This is a genomic window from Sorangium sp. So ce1036 (assembly GCF_051369805.1).
In the GTDB taxonomy this organism is placed as follows: domain Bacteria; phylum Myxococcota_A; class Polyangia; order Polyangiales; family Polyangiaceae; genus Sorangium; species Sorangium cellulosum_F.
In genome coordinates, this window is record NZ_JBBMOX010000001.1 from 5,964,026 (window position 1) to 5,990,474 (window position 26,449).

The 26,449-nt window shown below is 73.7% G+C and carries 18 protein-coding genes and 1 pseudogene; 4 read left to right on the plus strand and 15 right to left on the minus strand.

Annotated features, from left to right (window positions below; genetic code table 11):
- Nucleotides 1-52 precede the first annotated feature (52 nt).
- Nucleotides 53-988 (plus strand): ParA family protein, encoded by a 936-nt coding sequence (locus WMF31_RS22510; protein ID WP_436603915.1) that lies wholly within the window; start codon nucleotides 53-55, stop codon nucleotides 986-988.
- Complete coding sequence (locus WMF31_RS22515; RefSeq protein WP_436603916.1) at nucleotides 985-1,890, plus strand: ParB/RepB/Spo0J family partition protein; 906 nt, start codon at nucleotides 985-987, stop codon at nucleotides 1,888-1,890. Before WMF31_RS22510 ends, WMF31_RS22515 begins: the two co-directional genes overlap by 4 nt.
- Before the next feature lie 24 nt (nucleotides 1,891-1,914).
- On the opposite strand, the gene WMF31_RS22520 is transcribed toward WMF31_RS22515, so the two are convergent.
- Genes WMF31_RS22520 through WMF31_RS22535 form a run of 4 tightly spaced genes read right to left on the minus strand, consistent with a single transcriptional unit; the run spans nucleotide 1,915 to nucleotide 6,976 of the window.
- Entirely contained in the window at nucleotides 1,915-2,955 is a 1,041-nt protein-coding gene (locus WMF31_RS22520; protein WP_436603917.1) for a tetratricopeptide repeat protein, read from the minus strand.
- Nucleotides 2,952-5,825: a [protein-PII] uridylyltransferase gene (gene glnD, locus WMF31_RS22525; protein ID WP_436603918.1), complete on the minus strand. Its 2,874-nt coding sequence runs from the start codon at nucleotides 5,823-5,825 to the stop codon at nucleotides 2,952-2,954. The genes WMF31_RS22520 and glnD overlap by 4 nt, the downstream gene beginning before the upstream one ends.
- Nucleotides 5,822-6,673, minus strand: coding sequence for a CheR family methyltransferase (locus WMF31_RS22530; RefSeq protein ID WP_436603919.1), 852 nt, complete (start codon nucleotides 6,671-6,673; stop codon nucleotides 5,822-5,824). The genes glnD and WMF31_RS22530 overlap by 4 nt, the downstream gene beginning before the upstream one ends.
- A gap of 15 nt (nucleotides 6,674-6,688) precedes the next feature.
- The gene (locus tag WMF31_RS22535) at nucleotides 6,689-6,976 is read right to left on the minus strand and encodes a hypothetical protein (protein ID WP_129347518.1); all 288 of its coding nucleotides are present in this window, start codon (nucleotides 6,974-6,976) and stop codon (nucleotides 6,689-6,691) included.
- A gap of 110 nt (nucleotides 6,977-7,086) precedes the next feature.
- On the opposite strand from WMF31_RS22535, the gene WMF31_RS22540 reads away from it, so the two are divergent.
- On the plus strand, nucleotides 7,087-8,007 hold the full coding sequence (locus WMF31_RS22540) for an ABC transporter ATP-binding protein (RefSeq protein ID WP_436603920.1): 921 nt from the start codon (nucleotides 7,087-7,089) through the stop codon (nucleotides 8,005-8,007).
- Here the strand turns inward: WMF31_RS22540 and WMF31_RS22545 are convergent.
- A pseudogene (locus WMF31_RS22545) lies at nucleotides 7,988-9,611 on the minus strand (ATP-binding protein). The gene WMF31_RS22540 and the pseudogene WMF31_RS22545 sit on opposite strands and share 20 nt — an antisense overlap.
- Before the next feature lie 86 nt (nucleotides 9,612-9,697).
- On the opposite strand from WMF31_RS22545, the gene crcB reads away from it, so the two are divergent.
- The gene (gene crcB, locus WMF31_RS22550; protein ID WP_436603921.1) at nucleotides 9,698-10,081 is read left to right on the plus strand and encodes a fluoride efflux transporter CrcB; all 384 of its coding nucleotides are present in this window, start codon (nucleotides 9,698-9,700) and stop codon (nucleotides 10,079-10,081) included.
- Between the two features lie 189 nt (nucleotides 10,082-10,270).
- Here the strand turns inward: crcB and WMF31_RS22555 are convergent, their stop codons facing one another.
- From WMF31_RS22555 to WMF31_RS22600, 10 genes are all read right to left on the minus strand, one after another.
- Nucleotides 10,271-11,401, minus strand: coding sequence for a hypothetical protein (locus WMF31_RS22555; protein WP_436603922.1), 1,131 nt, complete (start codon nucleotides 11,399-11,401; stop codon nucleotides 10,271-10,273).
- Between the two features lie 672 nt (nucleotides 11,402-12,073).
- Nucleotides 12,074-14,095: a hypothetical protein gene (locus WMF31_RS22560; RefSeq protein WP_436603923.1), complete on the minus strand. Its 2,022-nt coding sequence runs from the start codon at nucleotides 14,093-14,095 to the stop codon at nucleotides 12,074-12,076.
- Nucleotides 14,092-14,553: a hypothetical protein gene (locus WMF31_RS22565; protein ID WP_436603924.1), complete on the minus strand. Its 462-nt coding sequence runs from the start codon at nucleotides 14,551-14,553 to the stop codon at nucleotides 14,092-14,094. Before WMF31_RS22565 ends, WMF31_RS22560 begins: the two co-directional genes overlap by 4 nt.
- Complete coding sequence (locus tag WMF31_RS22570) at nucleotides 14,550-15,428, minus strand: hypothetical protein (protein ID WP_436603925.1); 879 nt, start codon at nucleotides 15,426-15,428, stop codon at nucleotides 14,550-14,552. Before WMF31_RS22570 ends, WMF31_RS22565 begins: the two co-directional genes overlap by 4 nt.
- A 66-nt stretch (nucleotides 15,429-15,494) precedes the next feature.
- Nucleotides 15,495-16,439, minus strand: a complete 945-nt coding sequence (locus tag WMF31_RS22575) for a polysaccharide deacetylase family protein (protein WP_436603926.1) — start codon at nucleotides 16,437-16,439, stop codon at nucleotides 15,495-15,497.
- Nucleotides 16,440-16,448: 9 nt separating this feature from the next.
- Nucleotides 16,449-17,396 (minus strand): translation elongation factor Ts, encoded by a 948-nt coding sequence (tsf, locus tag WMF31_RS22580; protein WP_436603927.1) that lies wholly within the window; start codon nucleotides 17,394-17,396, stop codon nucleotides 16,449-16,451.
- Nucleotides 17,397-17,668: 272 nt separating this feature from the next.
- Complete coding sequence (gene rpsB, locus WMF31_RS22585) at nucleotides 17,669-18,499, minus strand: 30S ribosomal protein S2 (RefSeq protein ID WP_436606586.1); 831 nt, start codon at nucleotides 18,497-18,499, stop codon at nucleotides 17,669-17,671.
- Between the two features lie 293 nt (nucleotides 18,500-18,792).
- On the minus strand, nucleotides 18,793-21,519 hold the full coding sequence (gene mutS / locus WMF31_RS22590) for a DNA mismatch repair protein MutS (RefSeq protein WP_436603928.1): 2,727 nt from the start codon (nucleotides 21,517-21,519) through the stop codon (nucleotides 18,793-18,795).
- A 117-nt stretch (nucleotides 21,520-21,636) separates the two neighbouring features.
- Nucleotides 21,637-24,672, minus strand: a complete 3,036-nt coding sequence (locus WMF31_RS22595) for a hypothetical protein (protein ID WP_436603929.1) — start codon at nucleotides 24,670-24,672, stop codon at nucleotides 21,637-21,639.
- Nucleotides 24,669-26,390, minus strand: a complete 1,722-nt coding sequence (locus tag WMF31_RS22600; RefSeq protein WP_436603930.1) for a hypothetical protein — start codon at nucleotides 26,388-26,390, stop codon at nucleotides 24,669-24,671. The genes WMF31_RS22595 and WMF31_RS22600 overlap by 4 nt, the downstream gene beginning before the upstream one ends.
- Between the last annotated feature and the right edge of the window lie 59 nt (nucleotides 26,391-26,449).

Genomic DNA, 26,449 nt, shown 5'->3' on the forward strand with positions numbered 1-26,449 from the left:
GACGTGCCGGTGGGGGTCGTGTAAGCAGCCGGGTCGGACGCGACACAGCACGATGCCATCGCCCAAAGAGGGGGGCGCGCCCCGCAAGGCCGGCTCCGCCCCCAAGCCTCCGCCTGTCGTCTTCGCCGTCGCCAACCAGAAGGGAGGCGTCGGCAAGACCACGACCTCGGTCAACCTGGCCGCGAGCTTCGCGGCTGCCGAGTGCCGTACGCTGCTCGTCGACTGCGATCCGCAGGGGAACGCGTCGAGCGGCGTCGGCGTGCGGCGCGGGAGCTTCGAGGTGTCCCTCTACGACGTCATGATCGGGCAGGCGGAGCTCAAGCAAGCGATCGTCCCCACCGAGGTGCCGCTGCTCGACGTGGTGCCCGCCACCCAGGATCTCGTCGCCGCCGAGCTCGAGCTGGTGGACGCGGACGACCGCGCGGTGCGGCTGCGCCACGCGCTGCGGCCGCACGTCGACGGGTACGCGTTCGTCGTCCTCGACTGCCCGCCGTCGCTCGGCCTCCTGACGCTGAACGCGCTCACCGCGGCGCACCGGGTGCTCGTGCCGCTCCAGTGCGAGTACTACGCGCTCGAGGGGCTGACGCACCTCATGGCGACCATCGACCGGGTGCGGAGCGTGTTCAACCCGGAGCTCACGGTCGAGGGCGTCGTCCTCACGATGTTCGACGGGCGCAACTCGCTCACCCACCAGGTCGCCGACGAGGTGAAGGCGCATTTTCGCGTGTTCGACGCCATCATCCCGCGCAACGTGAAGCTCAGCGAGGCGCCGTCGCACGGCAAGCCGGCGCTGCTCTACGACGCGCAGTCGAAGGGGGCGCAGGGCTACCTGAGCCTCGCGCGCGAGATCCTGGAGGGCCCTCCCGGCGCCGCGGCGGACCCGAAGACGCGCCAGCGCGGTGAGACCGCCGAGCCGGAACCCCAAGCCGAGCCCCCGCCCCCGCCCACCACCGGAGCGCGCGCGAGGGACGCACGACCCAGATCATGAATGGCGACCAGAAAGGAGCGCGGCGCGCGCTCGGACGCGGGCTCGACGCCCTGCTGCCGGCGCCGCCGCCGACGAAGGCAGCGGCGGCCGAGGGCCGCAGCGTGTTCGTGTGCGCGGTCGAGAAGATCGTCCCGCAGAAGGGGCAGCCGCGGCAGCACTTCGACGAGGCCGAGCTGGAGGAGCTCACCGGGAGCATCCGCGAGCACGGGCTCATCGAGCCGCTCATCGTGCGCAGGACGCAGGCCGGCGCCGACACCTTCGAGCTCATCGCGGGCGAGCGGCGGTGGCGCGCGGCGCAGCGCGCGGGGCTCCGGGAGGTGCTGGTCGTCGTCAAGGACGTCTCGCCGCGGGAGGCGTTCGAGCTGGCCCTCGTCGAGAACGTCCAGCGGGCCGATCTCAACCCGATCGAGATCGCCGAGGCGTTCGATCGGCTGCTGCGCGAGCACAACTACACGCACCAGACGCTCGCGGAGCGGGTCGGCAAGGATCGCACGACGATCGTCAACTCGCTCCGGCTGCTCCGGCTGCCGCCGAGGATCCGCACGATGGTGATCTCGCGCGAGCTCAGCGAGGGCCACGCGCGGGCGCTGCTCGGCGCGCCGAGCGACAAGGTGATGGCCGAGGTCGCCGAGCGGACCGTCCACGGCAAGCTCCCGGTCCGCAAGGTCGAGGCGCTCATCAAGGCGGCGAAGGAGAAGGAGGCCCGGGCGGCCGACGGCGGGGAGGCGCCCGGCGAGGAGCGCGAGGGGAAGTCGCCGGCGATCAAGGACCTCGAGGCGCGCCTCATGCGGCGGCTCGGGACGCGCGTCGAGGTGCGCGACGAGGGCGGCCGGGGCGAGCTCGGCATCCCCTACGGCTCGCTCGACGAGCTGGACCGGATCCTGGCGCTGCTCGGCGTCTGACGGGCGACGGCCCGCGCGCTCGGGCTACCGGGGCCGCGCGCTGAGCTCCTTCACCTTGGCGCGGGCGCGCTTGCCGATCTCGCTGTCGCCCCCGAGCTTCCCCGCCTCGGTCAGCGCCGCGAGCGCGCTCTGCGGCTTGCGGTCGGCCAGGTACGACAGCCCGAGGTAGTAGTGCGCGGCCGCGAAGCGCGGGTCCACCTTGATCGCCGCCTGGTAATCCGCGCGCGCCCCCGGCTCGTCGCCGAGCTCGTGGCGGCACGTGCCGCGGCGCACGTGGAACTCCGCCTCCGGCTTCAGCTGGATGGCGCGATCGAAGGCCGCCACGCAATCGGCGTACGCCCGCGCCGGCCCGAGCATCCGCCCGATCGTCGCCAGCATCGCCACGTCGTCGCCGGTCGCGGCGAGCGCCTTCTTGAGCTCCGCCGCGGCCCGGTCGAGCTCCCTGGCCTCGAGCAGCATCGCCCCGTACGCGAAGCGCGTGGCGGCCGAGTCCTCGGCCTTGAGCGACGCCTCGTAGTGCTTGCTCGCGCTCGCGACGTCGCGCTTCAGGGCGTACGCGTACCCCAGGTTCTGGTGGAGCGCCGGCCGGTCCGGCGCCTGATCGAGCGCCTTCGTGAGCACCGCGATCGCGTCGTCCGGCCGCGGCGGCTCGTCGAGGTAGAGCGCCGCGAGGTTCAGCGCGGCGGCCTCGAGCTTCGGATCGCCCTCGAGCGCCCTCTTGTACGACACCTCGGCGCCCGCGCGATCGCCCGTCTTCTCGCGCGCGAGGCCGAGGTAGTACGCCGCCTCGGCGCTCCCGGGCTCGTGCTCGAGCGCCTTCTCGAGGTGCCGCTTCGCGTCCTCGTACCGCTCGTTCTTGATGTAGGCGATGCCCCGATCCAGCTCGGTGGCCGACGCGCCCTGCTGGGCCGCCTCGTCGCCGCCGAGCGGAGGATCCGCGGAGAGCGCCTCGCGCGGGGGCTCCTGCGCGCCCCCGCACGCCGCCGCGCACGCCGCGAGCGCCACGATCGAAACGCCCCGCCGCGCGGCGGCCCTCGCCGCGCGCGCTGTCCACCTCTCGTTCATCCGACACTCCCTTCGTCATCCATGCCCTGGAGCACCGCGCGGAGCCGAGCCTCGACCTCCTGCACCCGCTCGCCGTGCTCGACCTTCGACCCGTCCGCCTCGCTCACGTAGAACACGTCGGCCACGCGCGTCCCCTCCGTGTTGATCTTGGCGACCGAGATCGACAGGCCGAGCTGATAGAGCGCGTCCGAGATCGCGAAGAGCAGGCCGGGGCGATCCCGCGTGAGGATCTCGATCACCGTGTGGTGCGAGGCGCGGTCGTCGATGGAGATCTGCGTCCGCACCTTCGGCGTCGGGCGCTCGCGCAGCCCGCCGCCCCGGCGCTTCCTGGCGAGCTCGGCGCCGGAGATCCGGCCCGAGAGCACCGCCTCGATGTCGGCCACGAGCTTCGGGATCGCGCGGGCCACCCCGCCCACCCCGTCGCCGCGATCGCGCACCCAGAACAGGTCGACCGCCTGCAGGCGCACGCCCGCCGGCGGGGCCGAGCCCGCCCTCGGGCGGACCGGCGCGCCCTCCAGCTCGACCTCGTCGCACGCGCGCGAGTGGATCTGCGCGCCGTGGACCTCGAGGCGCGACGCGGCGAGCGCCGCCGTGATCGCCGCGAGCAAGCCGGGGCGATCCGGCGCGACCACGCAGAGCTCCGCGGCCTCCGGGTGCCTCGACGGCACGAGCGCGACCGACACGGCGTTCCCGCGGAGCTGCTGCTGCCGCGCGAGCTCGGCGTGCGCGGCGATCGCGGCCGGGCCGTTCGCGAGCAGGTAGCGCTCGGGCATCGACGCGAGGTAACGGGCCAAAAAATCCCGCTGCGCGCGCCGCTCCGCCTCGCTCCGGGCGGGGAGATCCTCGAGGGCGCTCACGGTGCCGCTGATCGCGCGGGCCATCCGCTGATCGTCGAGGCCGAGCGCGTCGCCGTCGTCCCGGGCCCCGCGCAGCGCGCCGTCCGCGGCGAGGTAGAGCTCGTCGAGCATCCGCGCCTTCCACGACGTCATCGCCGTCGGGCTCGTGGTCGACAGATCGGCGACCGTGAGCAGGTAGAGGTCGCGCAGCCCCTCGCGGCCGTGCACCTCCTGGCAGAACTCCGAGATCGTCGCGGGGTCGTCGAGGTCGCGCCGCGTCGCGATGAGGTACATCACGAGGTGCTTCAGGATGAGGTGGCACGCCTCGTCGACGTCCTCCGGAGGGAAGCCGAGCCGCTCCAGGATGTGCCTCGCCATCTCGGCGCCGCGCCGGCTGTGATCCGTGCCGCCGATCGCCTTGCCCACGTCGTGCAGGAGCGTGGCGAAGAACAGCATCGTCGGCCGCGTCGCCTCGGCGGCGAGCCGGCACGCGAGCCCGAACTCGCCCTCGCCCGCGAGCTCGCCGCGCACGAGCGCGACGAGCCGGTCGACCGCCGCGACCGAGTGCACGTCGACGGTGTACACGTGGTAGACGTCGTGGTGGACGCGCCCGACCACGGGCAGGAACTCGGGGATCATCGCGAGCAGGAGGCCGAGGTCGTGCAGCTCGCGCACGACCGATCCGCTCTGGAGCGCGGTCTCCTTGCAGGTGGCGACGAGGGCCCGGAAGCGCTCGGCGGCCTCCGGGCTCTCGCGCAGCGCCGCAGAGAACGCCGGATCGCCGGCCGCGCGGGCGATCGCCCCGCGCGCGTAGGGCAGGAGCGGCACGCCGCGGTCGACGGCCTCGGAGACGAGCCGCAGCGCGAGCGCCGGATCGGTCCTCAAGAGATCCGGATCGCTCATCGTGACGCAGCCGTCGAAGAGGCGGACGCCGCCGCCGAGATCCTCGTCGCGGCGGCGCCGCCGCGTGAGCGTCGGCGTGGCGCGCGCGATGATCATGTCGAGGCCGCGCGAGATGGTCCGGGCGCTCCGGTAGTACTCGCTCATCATCCGCTCGATCGCCTCGGGCGACACGGCGGGCTCGTCCGCGGGCCGCGCGCCGCGCCCGGCGGCCTCGCCCGGCCCCGCGCCGGCGGCGGTGTTGTACCCGAGCGCGCCCGCGCAGAGCTCCTGCGCGTCGAACGTCAGCCGGTCGGTCCGCCGCCCGGAGTGGGCGTGCAGGAGGTTGCGGATGCGCCAGAGCATCTCCGCGGCGCCGCGGATCTCCTCGGCCTCGCGCGCGACGAGCGCGCCGAAGCGGACCAGCGCCCCGAACTCGCCGACGCCGTAGCGCGCCTTCGCCGCCCAGCGGGCGACGTCGACGTCGCGCAGCCCGCCCGCGCCGTTCTTCACGTCCGGCTCGAGGAGGTAGACCGAGCCGCCGAAGCGCTCGTGCCGCTGCGCGATCTCCTTCGCGAGCCGCTCGATGAAGCGGGGCAGCTCCGAGTGCGCGAAGATGCCCGTGATGGCGCGCTGCCAGAGCGACTCCGACAGCGACGCGTCGCCGACCACGTGCCGCCAGTCGAGCAGGCTCGTCGCGGTCGGCAGGTCGTCGCGCGCGCCCTCGACGAGGTCGTCGATGGTGACGACCTGGTGCCCCACGGCGACGCCCATGTCCCAGAGCGGGTAGAGCAGCGCGTCCGCGATGGCGCCGGCGCGCTGGGCGTCGCGGGCGAGGATGCGCACGTCGAGATCGCTGCGCAGCGCGACGGCGCCGCGGCCGTAGCCGCCGACCCCGGCGATCGCGACCGAGTCCCACGCGGCGCGGCTCGGCGCGCCGGCGTCGCGCAGCAGGTGGAAGAGGCGGGTCAGGAGATCGTCGAGCAGGCGCGCGTGGCGCCGCCCGAGCGCGACCCCGAGCGCGGCGGGATCCGCGGCCGGCGAGGGGCCGCTCGGGACGGTTCGATCGAGCTCCGCGCGCTCGCGCGCGTACGCGGCGCGGATCTCGTGGAGGCCGCTGGGCCTGGAGGTCGGAGACGGGATGTCGACGCTCATGGAAAGCCGGTCCTCTCATTGCCCGGGCCGCGGAAGGCGATGACCTGCGCGTTCACCCTGACCGGGGTGAGGCCGGCGCCGCACAGCCGCGGCGCCTCGCTCGCGGCCGGGAAGAGCAGCCCCCCCGGGTCGAGCTCGGCCGCGAGGCGGCGGGCCACCGCGTCGCCGGCGGGCTCCGCGAGATAAAGGAGCACGTTCTTGAAGAAGATGATCTGGAAGCCGCCGCTCGGCACGGCATGGACGAGATCGCAGACCTCGAACGACACGACGTCGCGGAGCTCCTGGCAGATGTGCAGCGCGCCGCCCTTGAGCTCACAGTACCGCTGCGCCAGCGCCGGGGGGAGCTGCTCGGCGGCCTCGGCCGAGTAGACGGCCTCGCGCGCCGCCTCGATCGCGGGGACGGAGCGGTCGACCCCGAGCACGCTGAAGCGGCGGCCTGCGCTCGCGAGGACCATGCCGAGGGTGTAGGCCTCCTCGCCGGTGCTGCAGCCCGCCGAGAGGCCGGCGATGGGCAGGTCGGGCGGGAGCCTGGGCAGGATCGAGGAGGCGATGGCCTCCCAGGTGATCGGATCGCGGTAGAAGCGCGTCTCGCCCACGCGCAGCGCGCCGACGATCTCCTCGATGGCCTGCCGGTCCTCCTGGAGCCGCTCGGCGGCCACGAGCGGGGAGACGCCGTCGCGCACGGCCGCGCCGTTCAGGATGGTGAGGACCCGCTCGCGCACCCACCCGGGCGCGGCGAGGCTGCGGCCGAGCCCGTACCGTCGCTCGACCTCGGCGAGCGCCAGGTCGACGGCGCGCTCGGCGGAGCGCGCCGCGGGATCTCCTCCCCCTCTCGGCGGTCGGGTCATGCGAGGCTGCCGCGCTCAGCCCAGGAAGCCGGCCTTCCTGGCCGAGGCTCCCTTGCCGCCGCCGTCGAGGGCGACGGCGAACACATCCTTCTGGGCCAGCAAGAACAGCTCGCCCTTGCTGCTGCGGGCATGGACGAGCCCGTCCACCGAGAGGATCGCCTCGATCTTGGCGACCTGGAGCGCCACGCCGTCGTGGGCGACGTAGAGCGTCAGCGCTTGCCCTTCGGGGAGCTCGGCCCAGCCGTCCTTGTCGGTCGTGGCCTCCGCCGCGTCGAGGGCTGCCTTCAGTAGGTCGTCCGTCATGCGCAACGTTTCCGTCCCATGCCCGGCCGCGTCAAGCGCGTGCTGTCCCTTACGGCGATGCACGGCGATCGGCGCCCTGCGGGCCCCCTCCGTGGTACCGTACGCTGCGGATGTGGAGGAGGCCGTCCCGCCAGCTCCCCCAGGAAGGGGCCGCCCCTGGGGCGAAGCAGGACGGCGGGCGACCGCCGGGCTGGCAACCGGGGGATCACCTCTTCGTCGATGACGTCAAGAAATCGTTCGGGGCGACGAAGGTGCTGCACGGCATCACGATGCACCTCCGGCGGACCGAGACGGCGGTGATCATCGGCGGGTCGGGCGCCGGCAAGACCACGCTGCTCCGGCTGCTCATCGGCCTCGAGAAGCCGACCAGCGGGCACATCTGGGTCGACGGCGAGGACATCGGCGCGCTGGACGACTACGAGATGAACCGCGTGCGCCAGAAGTTCGGGATGGTGTTCCAGTACGCGGCGCTGCTCGACTCGCTCACGATCTTCGACAACGTGGCGTTCCCGCTGCGGGAGCACCGCAAGCACATGTCGAAGCGGGACGTCCGCGACAAGGTCGTGAGCATGCTGAACTCGCTCGGCCTCGAGAACAAGGAGGACCGGATGCCGTCGGAGCTCTCCGGCGGGCAGCGCAAGCGCGTGGGCCTGGCGCGCGCGCTGATGCTCGAGCCCGAGATCCTCATCTACGACGAGCCGACCAGCGGCCTCGATCCGCTGACGAGCCGGATGGTCGACGATCTGATCGAGGAGACGCGGGAGCGCTACAAGGTGACGAGCGTGGTGATCTCGCACGACATGGCGAGCACGTTCCGCATCGCGCACCAGGCGTTCCTCGTGATCCAGGGGCGGGTCGTGGCGTCGGGGACGCCGGACGAGCTTGCGTACGGCGACAACGAGCAGGCGCGCGGGTTCATCGCGGCGGCGGGCGTGGCGCCGGACCGCATCTCCCGCGTGAACCGGCCGGCGCTGCCGGCCGGCGAGGGCGAGGGCGGCACGGTCATCGAGTTCAAGAAGGCGGCGGAGTAGGCCGGGGCGCGGCGCGCCGGGTGGTGCGGCGCTCCAGGCGGAGCACGGCGGCGCGGCGGCCGCGTGGGGTCGTCGCCTCGTCGAACCGGGGCGGGGTCCGGGCGAGCTGGCCGCGGGCGTCGAAGATCACGAGCGTCCCGCGGCGCAGCCGCAGGCGCGTGAGGTAGTCGTCGAGCTGGGCGAGGCCCTCGCGGAGCGGGTCCTTCTGGCCCTTGCGCCACACCTTGAGCTCGAGGGCGCGGCGCTGGACGGCGCGGGAGCCGTCGGGCCTCTGGTAGGGGAAGCGGACGAGCAGATCGATGCGCCCGCGGCCGACGCCGTACTCGCGATCGATGAAGCCGCCGCCGTTCACCGCGCGCTGGAGGAAGGCCATCAGGACGAGCTGCGGGGCGACCTCGGGGTACGGCATGCCGGAGGTGAGCACCTCGCCGTGCTCGTGCCAGAAGGCGGCGAACGCGCGGAGCAGGCGCCGGAAGGCGAGGCGGCCGTCGGGCAGGCGAAAGCGCTCGGGCGGGGCGTCGATCCGCTCCTCGGCCGACGGGGAGAGGACGCGGGCGATCACCTCCCGGTAGATGGGGTTCGCGATGCGCAGCGGCTTGCCCTGGGCCACGAGCCCGAGATCGCGGACGTAGGACGCGTCGTCGTCGTAGGTGTCGCCGCCGCCCTCGTACGTTCCGGCCAGCATGGGCTCGAGCACGCGCCGGACACGGGGCTCGGCGAGCTTGCTGACGAGCGAGTCGAGGTGCGTGGCGCGGGCCAGGATGAGGCGCTCCTTGGCCTGCTCGACATGGGCCCGGGTGATGGGCTCGTCGGGCGGGACGGCCATCTCCTCGACGATCTCCTGACCGAGGGCGTTGACGAGCCAGGGCTGGCCGGCGGTGACCTCGAAGGCCCGGGTGAGCGCCTCATCGAGGAAGACCTGGCCGGTGTCCTCGGTGTGCTGGGCATAAAGGGCGCGCACCTCGTCCTCGGAGAAGTCGCCGAGCCGAAGAGACTTGAGCTTGATGTTGAACGGGCTCGCGGTGCCGAGGCGCTCGGGATCGCCGCCGCTCGCGGCCTTGTCATCGCGCACGTCGCGCAGACCGCAGAGGATGACCGACGCGGGGAAATGCTCGGGGCGGCTGGGGAACCCGGCGCGGAGCTGGCGCAGGATGCTGAGCAGGCTCTGGCCGCGCAGGGAGTCGATCTCGTCGAAGATGAGGGCGAGCGGGCGCGGGCACGCGCGCGCCCAGGCGGTGAGGGCCGCGGAGCGGAGCCCCTCGTCGCCCTCGAGCGAGAACGGGGGCGGCTGGAGCTCGGGCGGCAGCGCGATCTCGGCCGCGCGCGAGCTCGCGCAGCACGGCGCGCTGGGCGGAGCCGTAGTCGCCGCCGGCGGCGCTGCCCTCCTCGCAGGAGAAGAGGACGGCGGCGTGGCGGCCCGACGCGGTGAGCCGCTCGGCGACCGCGCGCAGGGCGGTGGTCTTGCCGGTCTGCCGCGGGGCGTGCACGACGAAGTAGCCCATCTGCTCGACGAGGCCCGGGGCCTCGGGCAGCCGGCTCTCGGCCGGGATCATGTAGTGCAGATCAGGGCGGCAGGGGCCGGTCGTGTTGAAGCGGCGCTTCACCCGGATGAGCCTTGAGCCAGCGACGGAGAGGAAGCAAGGAGAGGTCGCCGCGCGACGAACGCGATCTGCGCGAGAAAGTGAAACGAATGGAGCGGTGGTTCTGGATCGGCGTCGGCGGGGCGGCGGGCACCCTCGCCCGGTACGGGCTGTCGACGTGGTGTCAGCAGCGCTTCGGCGCCGACTTTCCGTACGGAACGCTCGCCGTCAACGTGCTCGGGTCGTTCCTGCTCGGCGCCATCGGGGAGGTCGCCGCGGCGACGGAGCTGCTGTCGCCGACGCTCCGCCTCGGCCTGAGCACCGGGGTGATGGGCGGGTTCACGACGTACTCGAGCTTCAACAACGAGACGCTCCGGCTGATCCAGTACAAGACGTGGGCGGCCGGCCTGGCGAACATCGTGATCACGCTGGTCGGCTGCCTGCTCGCCGGCGCGCTCGGGATGGTGGTCGCGAGACGGCTCGTCGCGAGCTGACGCGCACCTCGTCGTGAGGCGACTCGTCGCGCGCTGACGCGCACCTCGTCAGCGAGGCGGCTCATCGCGCGCTGACGCGCACCTCGTCAGCGAGGCGGCTCGTCGCGCGCTGACGCGGACAAGGCGGGAAGGCGGGCCGACGCGGGCGGGTGGGCGCGGCAGGCGGCGCCCCTGGTCCGGGGGCAGAGATCAGCCGCCAGCGCCGGGGATCGGTGGGGTGGCCGGCTGCGCCGGGGGCGCGTTGCCCTGCGCCTCGCCTGCGCCCGACGGGGGCTTGTCGCCGCCGGCCATGGGCTTGTCGCCGCCGGCCATGGGCTTGTCACCGCCGGCCGGGGGCCTGTCGCCGCCGGCCGAGGGCCTGTCGCCGCCGGCCGAGGGCCTGTCGCCGCCAGCCGGGGGCTTGTCGCCGCCAGCCGGGGGCTTGTCGCCGCCCGCCGAGGCTTTCTTGGCGGAGCTCCCGGAGCGGACCTCGAACATCCAGGCGGCCTTGTTCAGCTCGGGAACCAGGATGGTGCCGTCGACCCGGCGCGCGGATCGGAAGGCGCGGAGGATCTTCTCGATCACGACCGTGACCCTCCCGTCCTGGAGATCGAGCGCCCGCTGGGTGACCCGACGCCCTGCGTCGATCTGGACGCTGCCGGTCCCGCGCACCCGCTGCGCCGTGGCCCGGAGCGTGGCCGCGCACTCGGCGCCGACCCCGTAGTCCTCGAGGAGCTTCGCGTCCTGCAGCGGGTCGGCCCGCCGGGTCTCGTCGATGAAGGCCGCGAGCGCCTCGAGGCCCCTGGCGAGGTTCTCGGGGGAATCCGCGCGCCCCACGACGGCGTCGACCCGCGCCATGCGGCGCGCGCCGAGCGCGTTGCGCAGGCCGTCGTAGCAGAGATCGCGCTCGGCGATGCCGTCGCGCATCGCGCTCCGCCCCTGCGCCTCGAGCGCGGCCCTCGCGCCGGCGACCTCGGTCGCCGCCGCGTCGTGCGACCGCTTCATCGCCTGGAGCCTGCCCGCCTCGGCGACGAGCAGCGGCAAGAGCGCCTCGGGCATGCGCACCTTGCCGCGCTGCGCCTCCGACAGCGAGCCCAGGATCCGCCGCGCCGAGGCGACGAACTGAGGGACGTCATCGATGAGGCTCTGCGAGTCGATGCGCGTCCCCTCCGCGACGAGGTCCTCCTCAGGGATCCCCGCGTACGTCCGCGCGGCGAACGCGCCGTCCGCGGGGCCGAGCTCCCTGGCGAGCGCGTCGAGGGTGACGGTGGTGGATGAAACGATCGGTGCCTCGGCCGGCGAGGTCGCCGGCGCGGGCTTCCTGGTCTTGGAAGTGGCCATGAGAGGAGAGGCTACGAGGGAGCGTCAAGGAACGGAAAGTGGGCACATCGGATGAGCAAGATCACGTCGCGACGATCCAGTCCGAACGAATGCATGGGGCCCGGGCAAGCGGCGCAGGGTCGGCCGCTGGGGCGCGCTCGGCGGGCACGACGTGCGCACCAGGCGAGGTCGACGGCGCCACGACGGCGGGCGGCACGCGCGAGACCGGCGGGGGAACGCGCGCAACCCCGGTGGCGCCAGCGCACCACGGCGCGGGGCGCGCGCGCACGGCGCGGGGCGCGCACGCACGGGGCGGGGCGACGCGCGCACAGGCGGCTCGGACGCGCGCACGACGCGGAGGCGGCATGCGGCAAGCCCGTCGCCCCCGCGCGCCAGAGATCCCGGACACGCGCACGGTGACCGGGAACGCGCGCACGACGCGCAAGGAACGCGCGCACAACGCGCCGCGTCATACCTCTCCCCTGCCCTCCACGGCCGGCGACCGCCGCGCCGCAGGGTCGCCGCGTCCAGTACGGCGGGTGAGATCTCCTGCCGGGGATCTGCTTCGCGGGAGAAAAGAGAGTTCAACGCAAAGGGCAAAGGCGCCATCAATTTCATGCATTTTTGCGCCTTTGCGTTGAACTCTCTCTCCCGATCCCCGACCGGACTCCTGGTGCGTAGAACCAGGGAAACTCAGGACGGGCGCGCCGCAGCGCGGAGCAGCTCGTCCCACGCGGGCACGCCGAGGCCGCCGAGGGGTTGGGCGAGCGCTGCGGCGCGCTGCGCGGCGGAGCGGGCGTCACCGGCGCCGGCGCTCGCGAGGCGCCGCGCGAGCTCGCGGTGCGCCGCCACGGCGAGCACGCGGCTCATGTGATCCTCGGCCGTGTCGCCCAGGAGCGCCTCGGCCTGGCCGGCGAGATCGCGCGCTGCTGCCTCGGTCCGATCGCCGTCAGGCCAGAGCGCGGTCCGAAGCAGCTCCACGACGAGCTGCGCGCGCAGGCGCGATCGCCGGTCCAGGCCGAGGCGACCCCAGGCGTCGATGAAGCCGCGTGCGCTCTCGAACCACGCGCCGGCGCGCGCAGGATCCCCCGTGACCATCGCGAGGAGCCCGGATGTCATCGCGTGAAAGGCCTCTGCCCGGAAACCGCCTTCCGGTTCGGGCTGCCCCCAGGGCGAGAGATCCAGCGGGTCCCTCGGACGCCCGAGCAGCTTCGTGGCCCGCTCTTCGTTTCCGCGAGCGATCTCGACGAGCGCCGTGGCGACCTCGCAGCGGTGAGGGAGGCTCGGGTGCTCTTCCGGCCAGGCCGTGCCCTCGACGCGAGCTCGATCGAGCTCGCGAATCGACGCGTCGAGGTCGCCGGAGAGAAGCTCGAGATCCGCGAGGATGATGCGCGCGATCGCCTCCTCAGCCGCAGGCTCGTTCCGGGGCGATCCCGTGCGCTGCCCGGAATGGAGCAGCGCGCGGACCTGCTCTCGCGCCGTGGCGATCTGGCCGCGCTCGGCGAGCCGGAGAAGCCGCGATCGACCGACGAGGGGCCGATAAAACCGCCGGACGGCCTCGGCAGGCGCCTCGATCCCGGCGGCCAACGTCTGGTCGAGTTGCTCCGCGACCTCAAGATGACCGAGGCACCAGCGCACGAGCGCGTTGGCCCGCGGCACCCACGCGGTCACGTACGGCGATACAGCCGTCCAGGCACCCCCTCCGCCGGGGACGACGCCTACGAGCGAGAGCGCCCGGCTCGCATGGACCGCGGCGGCGTCCGCGCGATCCTGCGCGGCGACCGCGACGGCAAGCTCCGAGAGCGCGACGGCTGTCAGCTCCGTCTGGTCATCCGCGGCGCACTCCAGGAGATGGGCGAGGAGCTCCTCTGCATCATCGAAGCACCGCGCGGCGAGCAACTCGTCGGCCCGGCGCAAATCTCGCTGCGCCAGGGCGGACGGCCCAGCGCCCCATGGCCCGGGCAGCTGGCTCGCATCGCTGTTCATCGGATCGGCGGCCCAGCGCGCGTCGAGGACGTCGTCGATCCAGGGCCTGACCACGATATCGCCGCCGAAGAGCGAAAGCGGCGAGGCGGCACGCAGGAGCAGCAGCGCGTCGTCAACGCGCCCTCTCACGCTGCCCGGCACCGTCGCGGGCAGTGACGGTGAGGTCCCGCGCGCGACACCCACGAAGGAGATGGATCCCTGCGCGTGGGCTTCCAGGCCGCCTCGGGTCGCGCTCGCGCCCTCGTCGATGACGTACTCCCCGCTCCGGATCGACCAGACATCCGGCGCCGCGGCCGCGAACACGTGCGCGAGCGCGGCCGGCAGCATCACCACGACCTCGCCGCGGGATGCGCCGATGACGTTGCGCTTCTCGTTCCAGAGCGAGAAGCAGCGCGCCCACGCCTCGGTGTCCGCGTAGGTCGCGCGCGACGCGTCCACGAGGTGGATCGCACCGCGGAGCTCCTCCGGCGGGTCGAGGAGCGGGAGCAGGACACGATCGGCGAGCTCGCCATCGGTGAGCGGCGCGTCCCCCGGCCGGCCGCTGTATGGCGAAAGCCGCACGAGGCGGCCCCCGTCGCGCCCGAGCCGCGGGAGCTCGTCGGAGAGCGCCGCGACCAGCCCGTCCGCCGCGCGGGGGCTCGCGCACCGCGCGAGGTAGAGGTGGAAGCGCCGCGAGAGCGCGAGCGCCCGGACGAGCCGCGAGCGCTCCCCGCCCGCGGCGCCGGTCATGCGCCCTTCTCCGCCGCGACGTCCGTCGCGTCCGGGAAGGGCCCAGCGAGCTCCTGCATGCCGGCCACCGCCGGGTGGACGTCGACCCACTCGTCGTCGTTGAGGTAACGCAGGATCACGTTGTTCTGGAGCAGGTGATCGGCGGCCTCGCGCTCCTGCTCGTTGCTCGTGATGAGCCGCTTCGTGCGGTTCACCGTGGCGAGCCACGGGATCGCGCCGCTGTAGTAGACGATGCTCCGGTAGGCGTTCCCCGCGCGGTGGAGCTCCCGCTCGAGCGTCTTCCCGTCGACGGGGAACGCCTCGAGCTCGAGCAGCGTCTGCAGCAGCCGCACGATCTCGCGCGGGTAGCCGCCAGACCACAGCGCGACGGCGCGGATCCGATCCCGGAGCGCGGACTCGCCGAAGATCTCCCGGAGCGCGTCCTCGTCGATGCGCCTCTTCACGAGCTCCGCGATCACCTCGACCCCTCGGGGTGAAGCGTGCCCTCTTTGTCCCGGACCTTGATCATCGGCAGGAACGACACGGGCGGCTCGACCATGCGGCGCGCGAGCGCCGGCGGGATCGTGTAGAGCACGTGCACCGGGAGCTGGAGGTAGGGCGCGCCGGTGGAGAAGATGCGCTCCGCGCTCTCGAGCACCGGCTTCCAGGTGAGGCTCGTGCCGCGCAGCTTCTCCAGGGAGTCGAAGAGGATCACGACGCCGGAGCGCCCGAGCTTGCGCGCGCGCCCGTCGAGCTCCCGGAGCTCGTCATGCACGAAGCGGACGAACGTGGCCAGGTGCCTGGCCACGATCTCGCGGACCCGCTGGCGCACCGTCGGGTTCGTCTTCAGGTTGAGCTCGACGCCGGCCTTCGCGCCCGCGCCGACGCCCGCGGTGAGCTTGCCGATCTCCACGTCCGTCCGCGAGAGCCACGCCCAGAGCCGCCGGTGAGGGCCGTCGGTCAGGGCGTCCGCCGCATCGCCTCCCTCCGCGGCCAGGACGGCGCGCTCGGTCTGGAGCAGCACGAGCGCGAGCACGTCCGAGATGTCGATCTCCACGGTGAGGTCGAGGACTTCATCGGCGTCGATGAGGACCGTGAGGAGGTTGCGCCGCGCCGGATCGGAGAGCCTGGCGGCGAGGCGCTGGATCTCGGTGCTCTTCCCCGTGCCGCGGAGCCCGGTGAAGAGCTGGCAGACCGGCGTCCTGGAGAGCTCGATCTGGCGCGCGAGCTTGCTCGTCCAGTGCGCCCCGCGCACACCGTGGAGGTCGATGTCCACGTTGCGCGCGTCCCCCGGTGACAGCGGTTCGTCGGGGTTGCAGCGGTTGTAGAGCTCCTGGAGGCGCTCGAACTCCATCGCCGGGAAGGTAGCCGACGGCCCCATGCCCGTCAGGAATTTCGCAGGCCCGGGCCGACCCCTCGGTCACGCCACGAGCCCGCGCTCCCGGCTCGCCTCCTCCAGCCGCACGAACCGTGTGCCTCGCCGCGCCGTCTCCTCCACGAACGCCCCGAGCGCCTCGAGCCGCCGGTCCAGCGGCACCCGGAGCTCCGGCTGGTACGGCGCGAGCGCCTCCAGCCCGTCGCGTCGATCGAGGAAGTCCATCCCGTGCAGCTCCAGGTTGACGAACGCCTCGCCGGCGCAGGCGCGCGCGAGCCACCGCGCCCCCGCCGCGCCCGCGAGCGCGACGCTCGTCCCGATGACCGGCAGGCGCAGCCGCGGCGTCACCTGGATCGGCAGCTCCACGAAGCGCCGCCCGCCGCGCCGGTGCCACGGCCGCCCCGGCCGGTACGGGCGGCGCGGCGCCGCGAGCACGCGCGGCGTGTCCAGGATCGCGGCCGATCCCCTCCCCTGCGCGCGCTGCACCCCCATCACGAGCGCCTTCGCCGCGTAGTACGGCGGGCACGGGAACACCGAGGAGTCGAACGCGACCCCGACCGCGTCGAGCGCGTCGAACAGCGCGTCGCTCACGGTGTAGCCCGGCGCGCGAAAGCCCGTCGGACGCCGGCCGACCGCCTCCGCGATCGCCTCGGCCCCCATCAGGACGTCCTCGGCGATCGCGGCGCGCGGGAGCCGCGACAGGTCGTAACGGTGCCAGTACGAGTGGTTCTCGACCGCGTGGCCCTCCGCGCTCAGCGCGCGCAGCGCCGCCGCGCTCTCCGGGCGCGCGAGATCGCGGCCGATCGCGAACAGCGTGACGGGGATGCCGTGGGACGCGGCGAAGGCCGCGATGCGCGGCAGCGCCGCGTCATAGACGGCGTGCAGCGCGGCCGCCGCCCCGGAGCGCTCCGGGGCGGCGAGCCCGTGGATGGCAAGGTAGCTCGGGATCTCGTCGAGATCGATCGAGACGGCGGCCAGGCGGCCCCGCATCGCGCCGCTTCAGCTCGCGGCCATCTTCGCCACCTCGGCGGCGAAGTCGTCCTCTTTCTTCGCGATGCCCTCGCCGCGCTCGTAGCGGACGAAGCGGGTCAGCGTCACCTCGCCGCCGGCCGCCTTCGCCGCCGCCTCGCGCAGCTTGTCGATCGTCAGGCTCACGCCGCGCGACGCCGCCTCCACCGACTCCTGCTCGAGCAGCGCGACCTCCGAGTACCACTTGTTGAACTTGCCCTCGATGATCTTCGGCCACGCCGCCTCGGGCTTCGGCTTCGGATCCTCGCGGAGCTGCGCCTCGAAGATCTCCTTCTGCTTCGCCTTCAGCTCCTCCGTGACCTCGTCGCGGCGGAGGACCAGCGGGCTCATCGCGGCGGCCTGCATCGCCGTGTCCTCGACGAGCTTCTGCACCTCGGGGTGCTCCGCCACGGCCTGGCTCGAGGTCTCGACCGCCACGAGCACGCCGATCTTGCCGCCCAGGTGCACGTAGGCGTGCGCGACGCCGTGCTTGCCCGCGGGGATCGACACGCGGTCCCACCGGCGCACCGCGACCTTCTCGCCGATGCGCGCCGTCAGCTCCGTCGCGACGTCGGCCACCGGCTTGCCGCCGATCGAGAGCTGGCTCACGTCCGCGCCCTCGGGCGCCTTCTCGGCCGCGGCGAGCACGTCGCCCACGAACTGCCGGAACGCGTCGTTCCGCGCGGCGAAGTCGGTCTGGATGTTGACCTCGACCATCGTCGCGCTCCGCCGATCGGCCGCGACCGCCGCGCGCACCTCGCCCTCGGTGGCGGACGCGCCGGCCCGCTTGGCGCTCTTCGCGAGACCCTTCTTGAGGATGATCTCGACCGCCTTCTCCATGTCGCCCTCGGCCTCCGTGAGGGCGCTCTTGCAGTCGCTCATGCCCGCCTGGGTCCGCTCCCGAAGCTCCTTGATCGCCTGCGCATTGATGCCGGCCATGGCTCTTTCTCCTTCAACCTGGATTGAAGAGGCCGCGCCGAGCGCGCCTCTTTTCAACGCACTTCAGACTGGTGAATGCACGAGCGGCCCGGACAGCGGCGAGCGGGCCGAGGCGCAGCGGCGAGGTGGGCGCGGGGCGACGAATTGTCCATCTCTGCCCCGCGCCCCCTGCGCCGCCGCGGCCTCCCCCGCTCCCGGGCAGGAGGCCGGTGCCCCGGCCTCTCACCGCCCGGGCGCCGGGCCCGCCCCGATGCGGCTCGCGCCGCGCTACGCTACGACGCCTGCTGCTGACGCGGACCACCGCGGCCGCGGCCGCCCTGGTACACGTTGATCTCGTCGCGCTGGCCGCGGGGCGGGGGCTGCGAGCCGTGCGCGCCCTCGCCGTGATCCCGGCGCCGCTGCGCGCCCTCGATGCACGCGTCCGCGACCCGGGCCGTGATCAGCCGGATCGAGCGGATGGCGTCGTCGTTGCCGGGAATCACGAAGTCGACGAGATCCGGGTCGCAGTTCGTGTCCGTGATGGCCACGACGGGGACGTTCAGCTTGCGCGCCTCGCTGATCGCGATCGACTCCTGGTGCGGGTCGATCACGAAGATCGCCGCCGGCAGGCCGCCCATGCCCTTCAGGCCGCCCAGGTACTTCTCGAGCCGCTCGCGCTCCTTCTCGAGGCGGACGACCTCCTTCTTGAGGAGCTGCTCGTAGGTCCCGTCCTCGCGCATGCGCTCGAGGGTGCGCAGGCGATCGAGGCCCTGCTTGATGGTGCGGAAGTTCGTCAGCGTGCCGCCGAGCCAGCGGTTCGTGACGAAGTACATGCCCGCGCGCCGGGCCTCCTCCTGCACGATGTCCTGCGCCTGGCGCTTCGTGCCGACGAACAGCACGTGGCCGCCGCGGGACACGGCGTCGGTCAGGAAGTCGTACGCGCGCTTGAAGAGGCGCGTCGTCTGATCGAGATCGATGATGTGGATGCCGTTGCGCGCGCCGTAGATGAACGGCCGCATCTTCGGGTTCCAGCGCTTGGTCTGGTGGCCGAAGTGCACGCCCGCGTCGAGCAGCGAGCGGAGCGGGAGCGGGAACTCCCCGGGCAGAGGGGCGACGGCCTGCATGGTCTCGGCCGCGGGGACGGATGCGGAAACGCTGGTATCGGTCACGGCAGTGTCCTTTCGGTTGGTCCGCCGCTCCCCCTCCCGCGACCAACCCCTCGCGCGGACAGGAAAAAGCGTCCTCGTCGATGGGGCACCGGGCCGCGGATTGCCGTGGTGCCAGGGGAGCGTGTGGATTCGTCGCAGTCGACAGCGAGGACGGGGATTCAGCCTCCGCTGTCCCCCTCGTCACGAGACCGCGCGAAGGGGGCGGTTTGCTACCCCGATGGGTCTCGTCTGTCAAGCGACGCCATCGGTCACTTCGGGGCGCCGAGCAGGCCCTTCAGCTTGACCACGAGCTTCAGCGCGTCGAGCGGCGCGAGGCGATCGACGTCCACGGAGCGCAGCGTCTCGAGGACCGCCGCGTGCTCCGGCGGCGACGCCGCCTGCGCCGGGACGAACAGGTCGAGCTGGGCGGCGCCGGCGCGCGTGCGGCCGCGGAGCGAGGCGTGCTTGCCGCCCGGCAGCGCGGCGCCCGACTCCAGCGTCGCGAGGATCGCGCGGGCCCGGGCGAGCACGCCCTCCGGGACGCCCGCGAGCCGCGCGACCGCGACGCCGTAGCTGCGGCTGGCGGGGCCCGGCTCGAGCTTGTGCAGGAAGATCACGTCGTCGCCGTGCTCGCGCGCGGCCACCGAGTAGTTCGCGATGCCCGGCGCGCGCGCCGAGAGCTCCGTGAGCTCGTGGTAGTGCGTCGCGAACAGCGCGCGGCAGCCGACCGCCTCGAAGAGGTGCTCGGCCACGGCCCAGGCGATCGCGAGGCCGTCGTAGGTGCTCGTGCCCCGGCCGATCTCGTCCAGGATCACGAGCGAGCGCCGCGTCGCGCCGCGCAGGATCTCCGCGGTCTCCCGCATCTCCACCATGAACGTGCTCTCGCCGCGGGCCACGTTGTCGCTCGCGCCCACCCGGGAGAGGATCCGGTCGACGAGGCCGATCTCCGCCTCGCGCGCGGGCACGTAGCTGCCCATCTGCGCGAGGACCACGATGAGCGCGACCTGGCGCATCAAGGTCGACTTGCCCGCCATGTTGGGGCCGGTGATCAGCCAGAGCCGCTCGCCCGCGAGGTCGAGGCGGGTGTCGTTCGGCACGAAGTTCCCCGCGGCCGCGTAGCGCTCGACGACCGGGTGGCGGCCGTCGCGGATCGCGATCGCGTCGCCCGAGGTGACGTGCGGCCGCACGTAGTCGTTGCGGTGCGCGACGTCGGCGAGCGCGGCGGCGACGTCCCACGCGGCGAGCCGGCGCGCGAGCGCGCGGAGGCGGGCCTCGTTCCTCGCCACGAGCGTCCGCAGGCGCTCGAACAGCGCCGCCTCCCGCTCCAGCGCGCGCGCGCCGGCGTGCTCGATCTTGTCGGCGAGCTCGTCGAGCTCGTCGCTCGTGTAGCGCTCGCCGGTCGCCACCGTCTGCTTGCGGCGGAAGGTGTCCGGGACCTTGCCGACGTGGGCGCGCGTCACCTCGATGTACCAGCCGAAGACGCGCGTGTACTTGACCCGGAGCGACGGCGCGCCCGTCTGCGCGCGCAGCCTCGCCTCGAGCGCGAGGATGAGCTCCGTGCCGTTCTTCTCCGTGGCGCGCGCCTCGTCGAGCTCCTTGTCGTACCCCTCGCGGAAGACGCCGCCCTCGCGCGCGTTCGGCGGCGGCCGCTCGACCAGCGCGGCGGTGAGCTCGGCGCACACGTCGGCCACGACGTCCGTCGCCGCCGCGTCGGCGAGCAGCGGCTCCGCGCTGGCCTCCGCCGCGGCGGCGGCCTCGCCCCGCCCGGGCGCGCCGCCGAGGTCGGGGATGGACCGGATCGCGGCGATCGCCGCCGGCGCCGCCGTGAGGCCGTCGCGGAGGCCGCCGAGGTCGCGGGGCGTGGCCTCGCCGAGGAGCGCGCGGACGCTGAGGCGCTCGAGGTCGCCGACGCCGCCGAGCGCGTCCCGCAGCTCGCCGCGGGCGCGCGGGTGCGCGACGAAGAGCTCGACCTCGTCGAGGCGCCGGCGGATGGCCGCGACGTCCGCGAGCGGCGTGAGCAGGCGGCGGCGGAGGAGCCGGGCGCCGCCCGGGGTGACCGTGCAGTCGATGACGTCGAGCAGCGTGCCGCGCCGGCCCCCGTCGGCGGCCCGCACGAGCTCGAGGTGCGACTGGGCCGTCTCGTCGATGCGCAGCGTGCCCGAGGTGTCGTGCGGGGCGATGCGGCGCACGGGGATGCGCGCGCCCGGGCTGCAGCGGCGGGCGAAGCGCAGCGCCCGCGCCGCGGCGCGCACCGCCGGCAGCGGGTGCTCGGCGAGCGCCGCCGCCGAGATGGGCTCGATCGCGGCGTCGTCGAGGATCGACGCGACCGCCGCGCTGTCGAGGTCCTCGTCGTCGCGCAGCGCCGCGCGGCAGGCGAGCGAGGCCGCGGCGGCGCGGACGTCGGGCAGATCGCGGGCGATCAGCGCCTCGCGCGGATCGGCCCGGGCGAGCTCGGCGAGCAGCGTCGCGGCGTCGGGGATCGAGGTGGCCGAGAGCTCGCCGGTGGACAGATCGAGCAGCGACAGGCCGTACGGTCCGCCGGTCGCGCCCGCGTCCCCGCGGGGCACGCCGCCCCCGTCGACGGCCGCCAGGTAGTGGTTGGCGCGCGCGTCGAGCTGGTCGGTCTCGGTCACGAGCCCCGGCGTGACGACGCGCACCACCTGCCGCGGCACGAGCCCCTTGATCTTCGACGGATCCCCGAGCTGCTCGCAGATCGCCACCTTGTGGCCGAGCGCGAGCAGCCGCGCGATGTACCCGTGCGCCGCGTGGTGCGGGACGCCGGCCATCGGGTGCTCGCCGGGCTCTCCCTTGTTCCGGCTCGTGAGCGTCAGGTTCAGCGCGCGCGACACCAGGACCGCGTCGTCGTTGAACATCTCGTAGAAGTCACCGAGCCGGAAGAACAGGATCGCGTCGGGGTGGAGCGCCTTCGCTTCCTCGTACTGGCGCATCACCGGCGTGAGCTTCTTCCTGGCCACAGGCTGCTCGGACGGATGCATCGGCGGCGTCTTAGCCTCGACGCGCGATGCGGTCTATGCGTGACTTGCGCGTTTCGTCCGCGTTTTTCGTGGAAATTTCGGTGCTCCCGCCGGAATGACACCGGCGGGACGGGCCGCTCAGCGGAACTGGTGCGTGAGGGACATGCTGCTCGAGCTGAGCAGGATCAGCCCCTGGAGCGAGCCGTCGGTGATCGCGAGCTCTCCGGTCGCCGGGATGAACCGGATCGCTTGCGGCTGGACGTCGTACCGGTCGTCCCGGCGGATCGCCTCGGAGAGCTCGATGTGGAGCGGCGTGAACGCGCCCTGGGTGGTGAAGCGGAACTGCATGTCCTGCTCGGGCGCCCCGCCCGTGATCGCGAAGCGGAACATGGGGTTGATGAACGCGCCGGGCTCGCCGTCGGTGACCGGCCCGTCGGTCGGCGTGTGCACCACGCGGCCGTTGAGCCGCGCGAGGCGCCCGTCGCACGAGTTGCGGCACCTGCCCGTCGCCGGATCGGCGATGACGTGGTGCAGGAAGCCCCCTCCGGCGTCCTGCACGACCCACTGGCCCCCGGCCCGGACGTTGAGCTGCACCTCGCCGGGGAAGCAGCAGCGCGCGAACGCGACCTCGTCGACGTCGGGATCGCGCGACTCCAGCACGAGGTGGTCCTCGTAGGCCTCGGCGACGCGGAGCCCGGGGCGCGACGTGATGATGCTGCCGTACTTGGCGTTGCACCGCTCGTACGAGCAGACGGGCTCGCGCGACTCCTGCCAGTACGCGGCGTCCTCGTCCGGGAGCTCGGACGTGATCTGCACGAAGTCGGCGAGCTGCGCGGCCCGGGCCGACGCCTCCCGCTCCCCCAGGCCGGCGGCGAGCAGCTGCTCCTCGATGCTCGCCCGGCTCTGCACGCCGCGGCGGCAGAAGCGGGCGTCGGAGCTCCCGAGGGCGCTCTCGTCGTCGTCGAAGCCGACGAACGTCCGGGTGAAGCCGGGGAGCGCGCCCTCGTAGGTGACGGTCCACCCCGTGTTGACGATGTGCACCCGCGGATCCTCGAGGTTCATCACCAGCGCGTGCTGCAGCTCGCCGGACCGCTCCACGAGCCCCTGCTGGCCGCGCAGGATCGGCTGGCGCTCCGCGCCCACGCCGAGCGTGAGATCCGGCGCGGCGACCCCCTCGGGCGGGAACGTGGCGCGCATCTTCGGGCTCCGCTCCTCGGAGAGCTGCACGATCGCGCCGCTCCGGTCGTAGAGGAGCGGGAGGGTCTGCACGCCCGGCTCGCGCTGGCCGGCGCCGCCGCTCGGCAGGATGTAGTCCGCGGAGCGCGGCGTGTGCGGGAGGACGACGCTGCAGGACGCCTCGCCGGAGGTCCTGAGCTCGCAGGTGTCCTCGATGCCGTCGCCGTTCCTGTCGACGCGCCGGTTGCCCTCGCGCCGGTTCGGGTAGTAGGGGCAGTCGTCCCCGTCGACGCGCACCTGGCCGGTCTCCGGATCCAGGACCGGCGCGTTCGGGATCCCATCGGCGTCGTGGTCGTCCGGGGGGGCGCCGGGCAGCGGGGCGACCTCGCACCCGGCGAGCTGGCTCTTCACCTCGGGGCCCCGGCACGCCGCGTCGAGGTCGTCCACGTCGACGACCGCGACCTGGCCGCTCGTGAGCACCACGTAGGCGAACGAGCCGCGGAGCCTCAGCGGGCCGGCGCCGGCGTCGTGGTCGGCCGAGGTGCGGTACAGCGTCTCGAGGTCGCACGAGGCGATGGTGCTGTCGCAGGCCCGGAGGCCCGGATCGGGATCGCACCGGATCCCCTCCGGCGCCACGCCCGTCGCGGGGAGCCTGGCGGGGGAGTCGCGCGCCACGATCTCGAGGTCGCGCACCGGCGCCCGGAAGCGGATCCGATCGGGCGGCTGGAACGGGTTCCACTCCGGGTGCGGGCGCGCGAGCGGCGTCCGGCTGGTCGCGCCGTCGCTGACGTCGAAGACCATCAGGCTGCCGTCGCCCGCGTCGACCGCGTAGAGGAAGCGGCGGAAGTCGGGCGGCGACGCCTGGCTCACCGCGATGCGGCTGGTCGTGACGAGCCGCGCGGGGTCGAGCGTCGACGAGGGCAAGAGCGGGGGCAGCTCCACCGGCTCGCACGGCGTGGGGAGGTCCACGACGTGGATCACGGGCGCGTCGAGATCGGCGACGAACAGCCGATCGCCGGCCAGCGCGAGCCCTGCGGGCCGCGGCGGCGCGATCGCCTGCGCGGCCCCGGCCGTCGTCGCCGGCTCGACGCACTCGGGACCGTGGGGCGCCACGGCGGGCGGCGCGGCCGGCGGCAGCGCGACGTCGAGCGGGACCCACCGCTCCACCTCGCACGGCGCGAACCCGCCGTCCCTGAACCGCTCGTCCTCGAGGAGCGTCTGCGCGTCGAGCACCGCGAGCCCGCCGAGCTCGGGGAGCGTGACGATGAGCTTCTGACGGCCGAGGCCCTCCCGGCCGAGGTCGCCGCTCGCCTCGCCGCACGCGCCGCCGTCGCCGGCCTCGCCCGCGCCCTCCGGATCGAGGTCGTAGTCGCTCGAGCACGAGCTCCGCAGCTTGCCGTCCGGCCCGGGCGGGTCGGAGACGAGCACCATCTCGCCCGGCGGGGAGCCGAGCGAGCAGGACGGCCACGTGCTGAGCGACGGGACCGGGCAGCCGTCGCGCGGCAGCACCCGGGCCGACGGGAGCGCGAAGACGCCCTCGCGCCCCGGCTCGGCGACCGCGACGAACGCCGCGGTGCTCCCCGGCGTCGCGACGATGTCGACCGGCTGCGCGCCCACGGGCAGGAAGCTGGCGCCCGGCGTCCCCGGGTCCAGGTCGAGGATCGACGAGCGCTCGGTGGTCAGATCGACGACCGCGACCTCGCCGCGCGAGGTCTGCGTCACGAGGGCGTACAGGTGCGGCAGCCTGGCCCTGCCCTCGTCTTCGGGGTCCACCTCGAAGTCGTCGGGCGACTCCGCGTAGCGGCGGGCGCAGTCCGTGATGGGCAGCGGGCGCAGCACGCCCGGCCCCTCGGGGTCGGGCCGGTCGATCGCGAGGCAGAGGAAGGCGCTCCGGCCGGACTGCGCGAGGGCTTCGACCTCGACCGGCGTGGCCTCCCCGGCGCACCCGACGAGCGAGAGGACGGAGGCGGGGGCGAGGAGCGCGGCGCGGAGCTTCATTGGGACTCCCGGGGCGGGACCGGCTTGCCCACCGTGAGGATCATCGATCCGAACGTGTTCGCCTTGCGCATGTCGAGATCGACCACGCCGAGGTACGAGTCGGTGAAATGAGCGATGTACATGAGCGAGTAGGGTTCGCAACCGTCGTCCTCCCCCGGCGTGCAGTCGCAGCGCTCCTTCTCGGGGCCGCACGTGACGCCGGTGTCGAACGCGAGCGCCTGCGGCCCGCGGCCGGTGCGGATGACCGCGTCGATGCGGCGCGCCGCCGGGTCGTAGACGAACGCGTTCCCCGAGTCGAACGCGAGCGCGAAGACCCTGCGGCGGCGCGCGCCGTCGACGCCGATGACGTCGCCCACCGCGACCCGGGTCGGGTAGGCCGCGAGCGGCGCCGTGTCGCGGATCGCGAGCGTCTCGTACGCCGCTGCCCACCGGTCGTCCGGCCGGCCCGAGTCGTCCTCGACGAGCGTCGTCGTCAGCTCGCCGATGAGCAGCGAGTTCGGGTTGCGGTGCGCGACGAACGCCTGGACCGGGATCTCCGCGCACCGCGCGAGGCAATCGCGGTCGGCGTCCGCGCACCCCGCCTCGCACGCCTGCCGCTCGCTCGCGTCCACGGCGACCCCCCGGGAGTCGACGCCGCGCGCGGCGGCGGTGATCGGGGTCGAGGACGACTGGAACAGGAGCGCCGGCTCGCTGTCGGTGCTGGCCTGGGCGCGGAGCAGGTCGACCTGCGGCGCCGCGACGTAGGTGAGCAGGAACGCGGGCTGGTAGTCGATCGCCTCCTCCCCCAGCGCGCGGACCAGGCGCGGGGGCGGCACGGCCGCGAGCTCCATCGGCCCTGCGGGCAGATCGTCGAGGACGTCGGCGAGCTGCGGCCTCCCGGCGGAGGTCCACGGGTTGACGATCAGGCTCGCCTTGTTCTCCGTGTGGTGCGAGACGACGAGGCGCTCGCCGTCCGGGCCGGCGCTGATCCCGAGCGGCTCGAGCGGCAGCTTGCGCCGCTCGATCTCCCGGCTCGGGATCTCGCCGACGCGGTGGTCGACGCTGCAGCGCCCGCCGCTCGTAGTCGCGCCGCAGTCCAGCCGGAAGCAGGAGTCCCCCTCACCGCACCGCGCCCCCGCGGGGGCCTCGGGCCGGTCGTCGGCGACCTCGAAGAAGGTGATCGAGGGGTCGCCGCGGACCGGCACGAACAGCCTGGCCTGCGGCGCAGTCGCGGCGTCCGGCGCGGGCTCGGCGAGCGGCCTGTGCACCAGGACGACGTTGGAGGCGAACGCGCCGATGACGGCCGAGCTGCGGATGATCGCCTCGTCCCCGCCGAGGGCGGCGACGTCCAGCGGCCCGCAGGGCCCCGGGTAGAGCACCCCCGCGGCGTTGATCCCCAGGCTCCCGCACGCGGCGCGGAGGTCCGCGCCCGCCTCGCCCCCCTCCCGCGGGTTGAGCGACGCCTGGAGAGCGAGCGCCCTCTTCCGCAGCCGCTGGAGATCCAGCGCCTGGACCGTGCCGCCGTTGTACTGGAGATCGAAATCCGAGTTCGCGACGTAGAGCACCCGCCCGCCGGGAGACGCCGCGAGGCCGGTCGGGAAATAGAAGCCCTCGGTCGGCGGCGAGAGGCCTTCGCTCCCGACGAAGCACCCGGCGGCGCCGAGCCCGCCCACGATCAAGGCCGCGAGGCCCGCGCCAAGAACGCGAGGTGTCCGGAGAAGTGCGCGGGCGACTTTCATGCGGGCGCGGAGACTAGTCAGCACCACGAGTACTGGCAACCCGCTCCACGAGTTCGTTT

Bases quoted from the DNA above. Each gene is read 5' to 3' on its own strand.
- WMF31_RS22510 (WP_436603915.1), top strand. From the start codon at position 53: ATGCCATCGCCCAAAGAGGGGGGCGCGCCCCGCAAGGCCGGCTCCGCC.
- WMF31_RS22515 (WP_436603916.1), top strand. From the start codon at position 985: ATGAATGGCGACCAGAAAGGAGCGCGGCGCGCGCTCGGACGCGGGCTC.
- WMF31_RS22520 (WP_436603917.1), bottom strand. From the start codon at position 2,955: ATGAACGAGAGGTGGACAGCGCGCGCGGCGAGGGCCGCCGCGCGGCGG.
- glnD (WP_436603918.1), bottom strand. From the start codon at position 5,825: ATGAGCGTCGACATCCCGTCTCCGACCTCCAGGCCCAGCGGCCTCCAC.
- WMF31_RS22530 (WP_436603919.1), bottom strand. From the start codon at position 6,673: ATGACCCGACCGCCGAGAGGGGGAGGAGATCCCGCGGCGCGCTCCGCC.
- WMF31_RS22535 (WP_129347518.1), bottom strand. From the start codon at position 6,976: ATGACGGACGACCTACTGAAGGCAGCCCTCGACGCGGCGGAGGCCACG.
- WMF31_RS22540 (WP_436603920.1), top strand. From the start codon at position 7,087: ATGTGGAGGAGGCCGTCCCGCCAGCTCCCCCAGGAAGGGGCCGCCCCT.
- crcB (WP_436603921.1), top strand. From the start codon at position 9,698: ATGGAGCGGTGGTTCTGGATCGGCGTCGGCGGGGCGGCGGGCACCCTC.
- WMF31_RS22555 (WP_436603922.1), bottom strand. From the start codon at position 11,401: ATGGCCACTTCCAAGACCAGGAAGCCCGCGCCGGCGACCTCGCCGGCC.
- WMF31_RS22560 (WP_436603923.1), bottom strand. From the start codon at position 14,095: ATGACCGGCGCCGCGGGCGGGGAGCGCTCGCGGCTCGTCCGGGCGCTC.
- WMF31_RS22570 (WP_436603925.1), bottom strand. From the start codon at position 15,428: ATGGAGTTCGAGCGCCTCCAGGAGCTCTACAACCGCTGCAACCCCGAC.
- WMF31_RS22575 (WP_436603926.1), bottom strand. From the start codon at position 16,439: ATGCGGGGCCGCCTGGCCGCCGTCTCGATCGATCTCGACGAGATCCCG.
- tsf (WP_436603927.1), bottom strand. From the start codon at position 17,396: ATGGCCGGCATCAATGCGCAGGCGATCAAGGAGCTTCGGGAGCGGACC.
- rpsB (WP_436606586.1), bottom strand. From the start codon at position 18,499: ATGCAGGCCGTCGCCCCTCTGCCCGGGGAGTTCCCGCTCCCGCTCCGC.
- mutS (WP_436603928.1), bottom strand. From the start codon at position 21,519: ATGCATCCGTCCGAGCAGCCTGTGGCCAGGAAGAAGCTCACGCCGGTG.
- WMF31_RS22595 (WP_436603929.1), bottom strand. From the start codon at position 24,672: ATGAAGCTCCGCGCCGCGCTCCTCGCCCCCGCCTCCGTCCTCTCGCTC.
- WMF31_RS22600 (WP_436603930.1), bottom strand. From the start codon at position 26,390: ATGAAAGTCGCCCGCGCACTTCTCCGGACACCTCGCGTTCTTGGCGCG.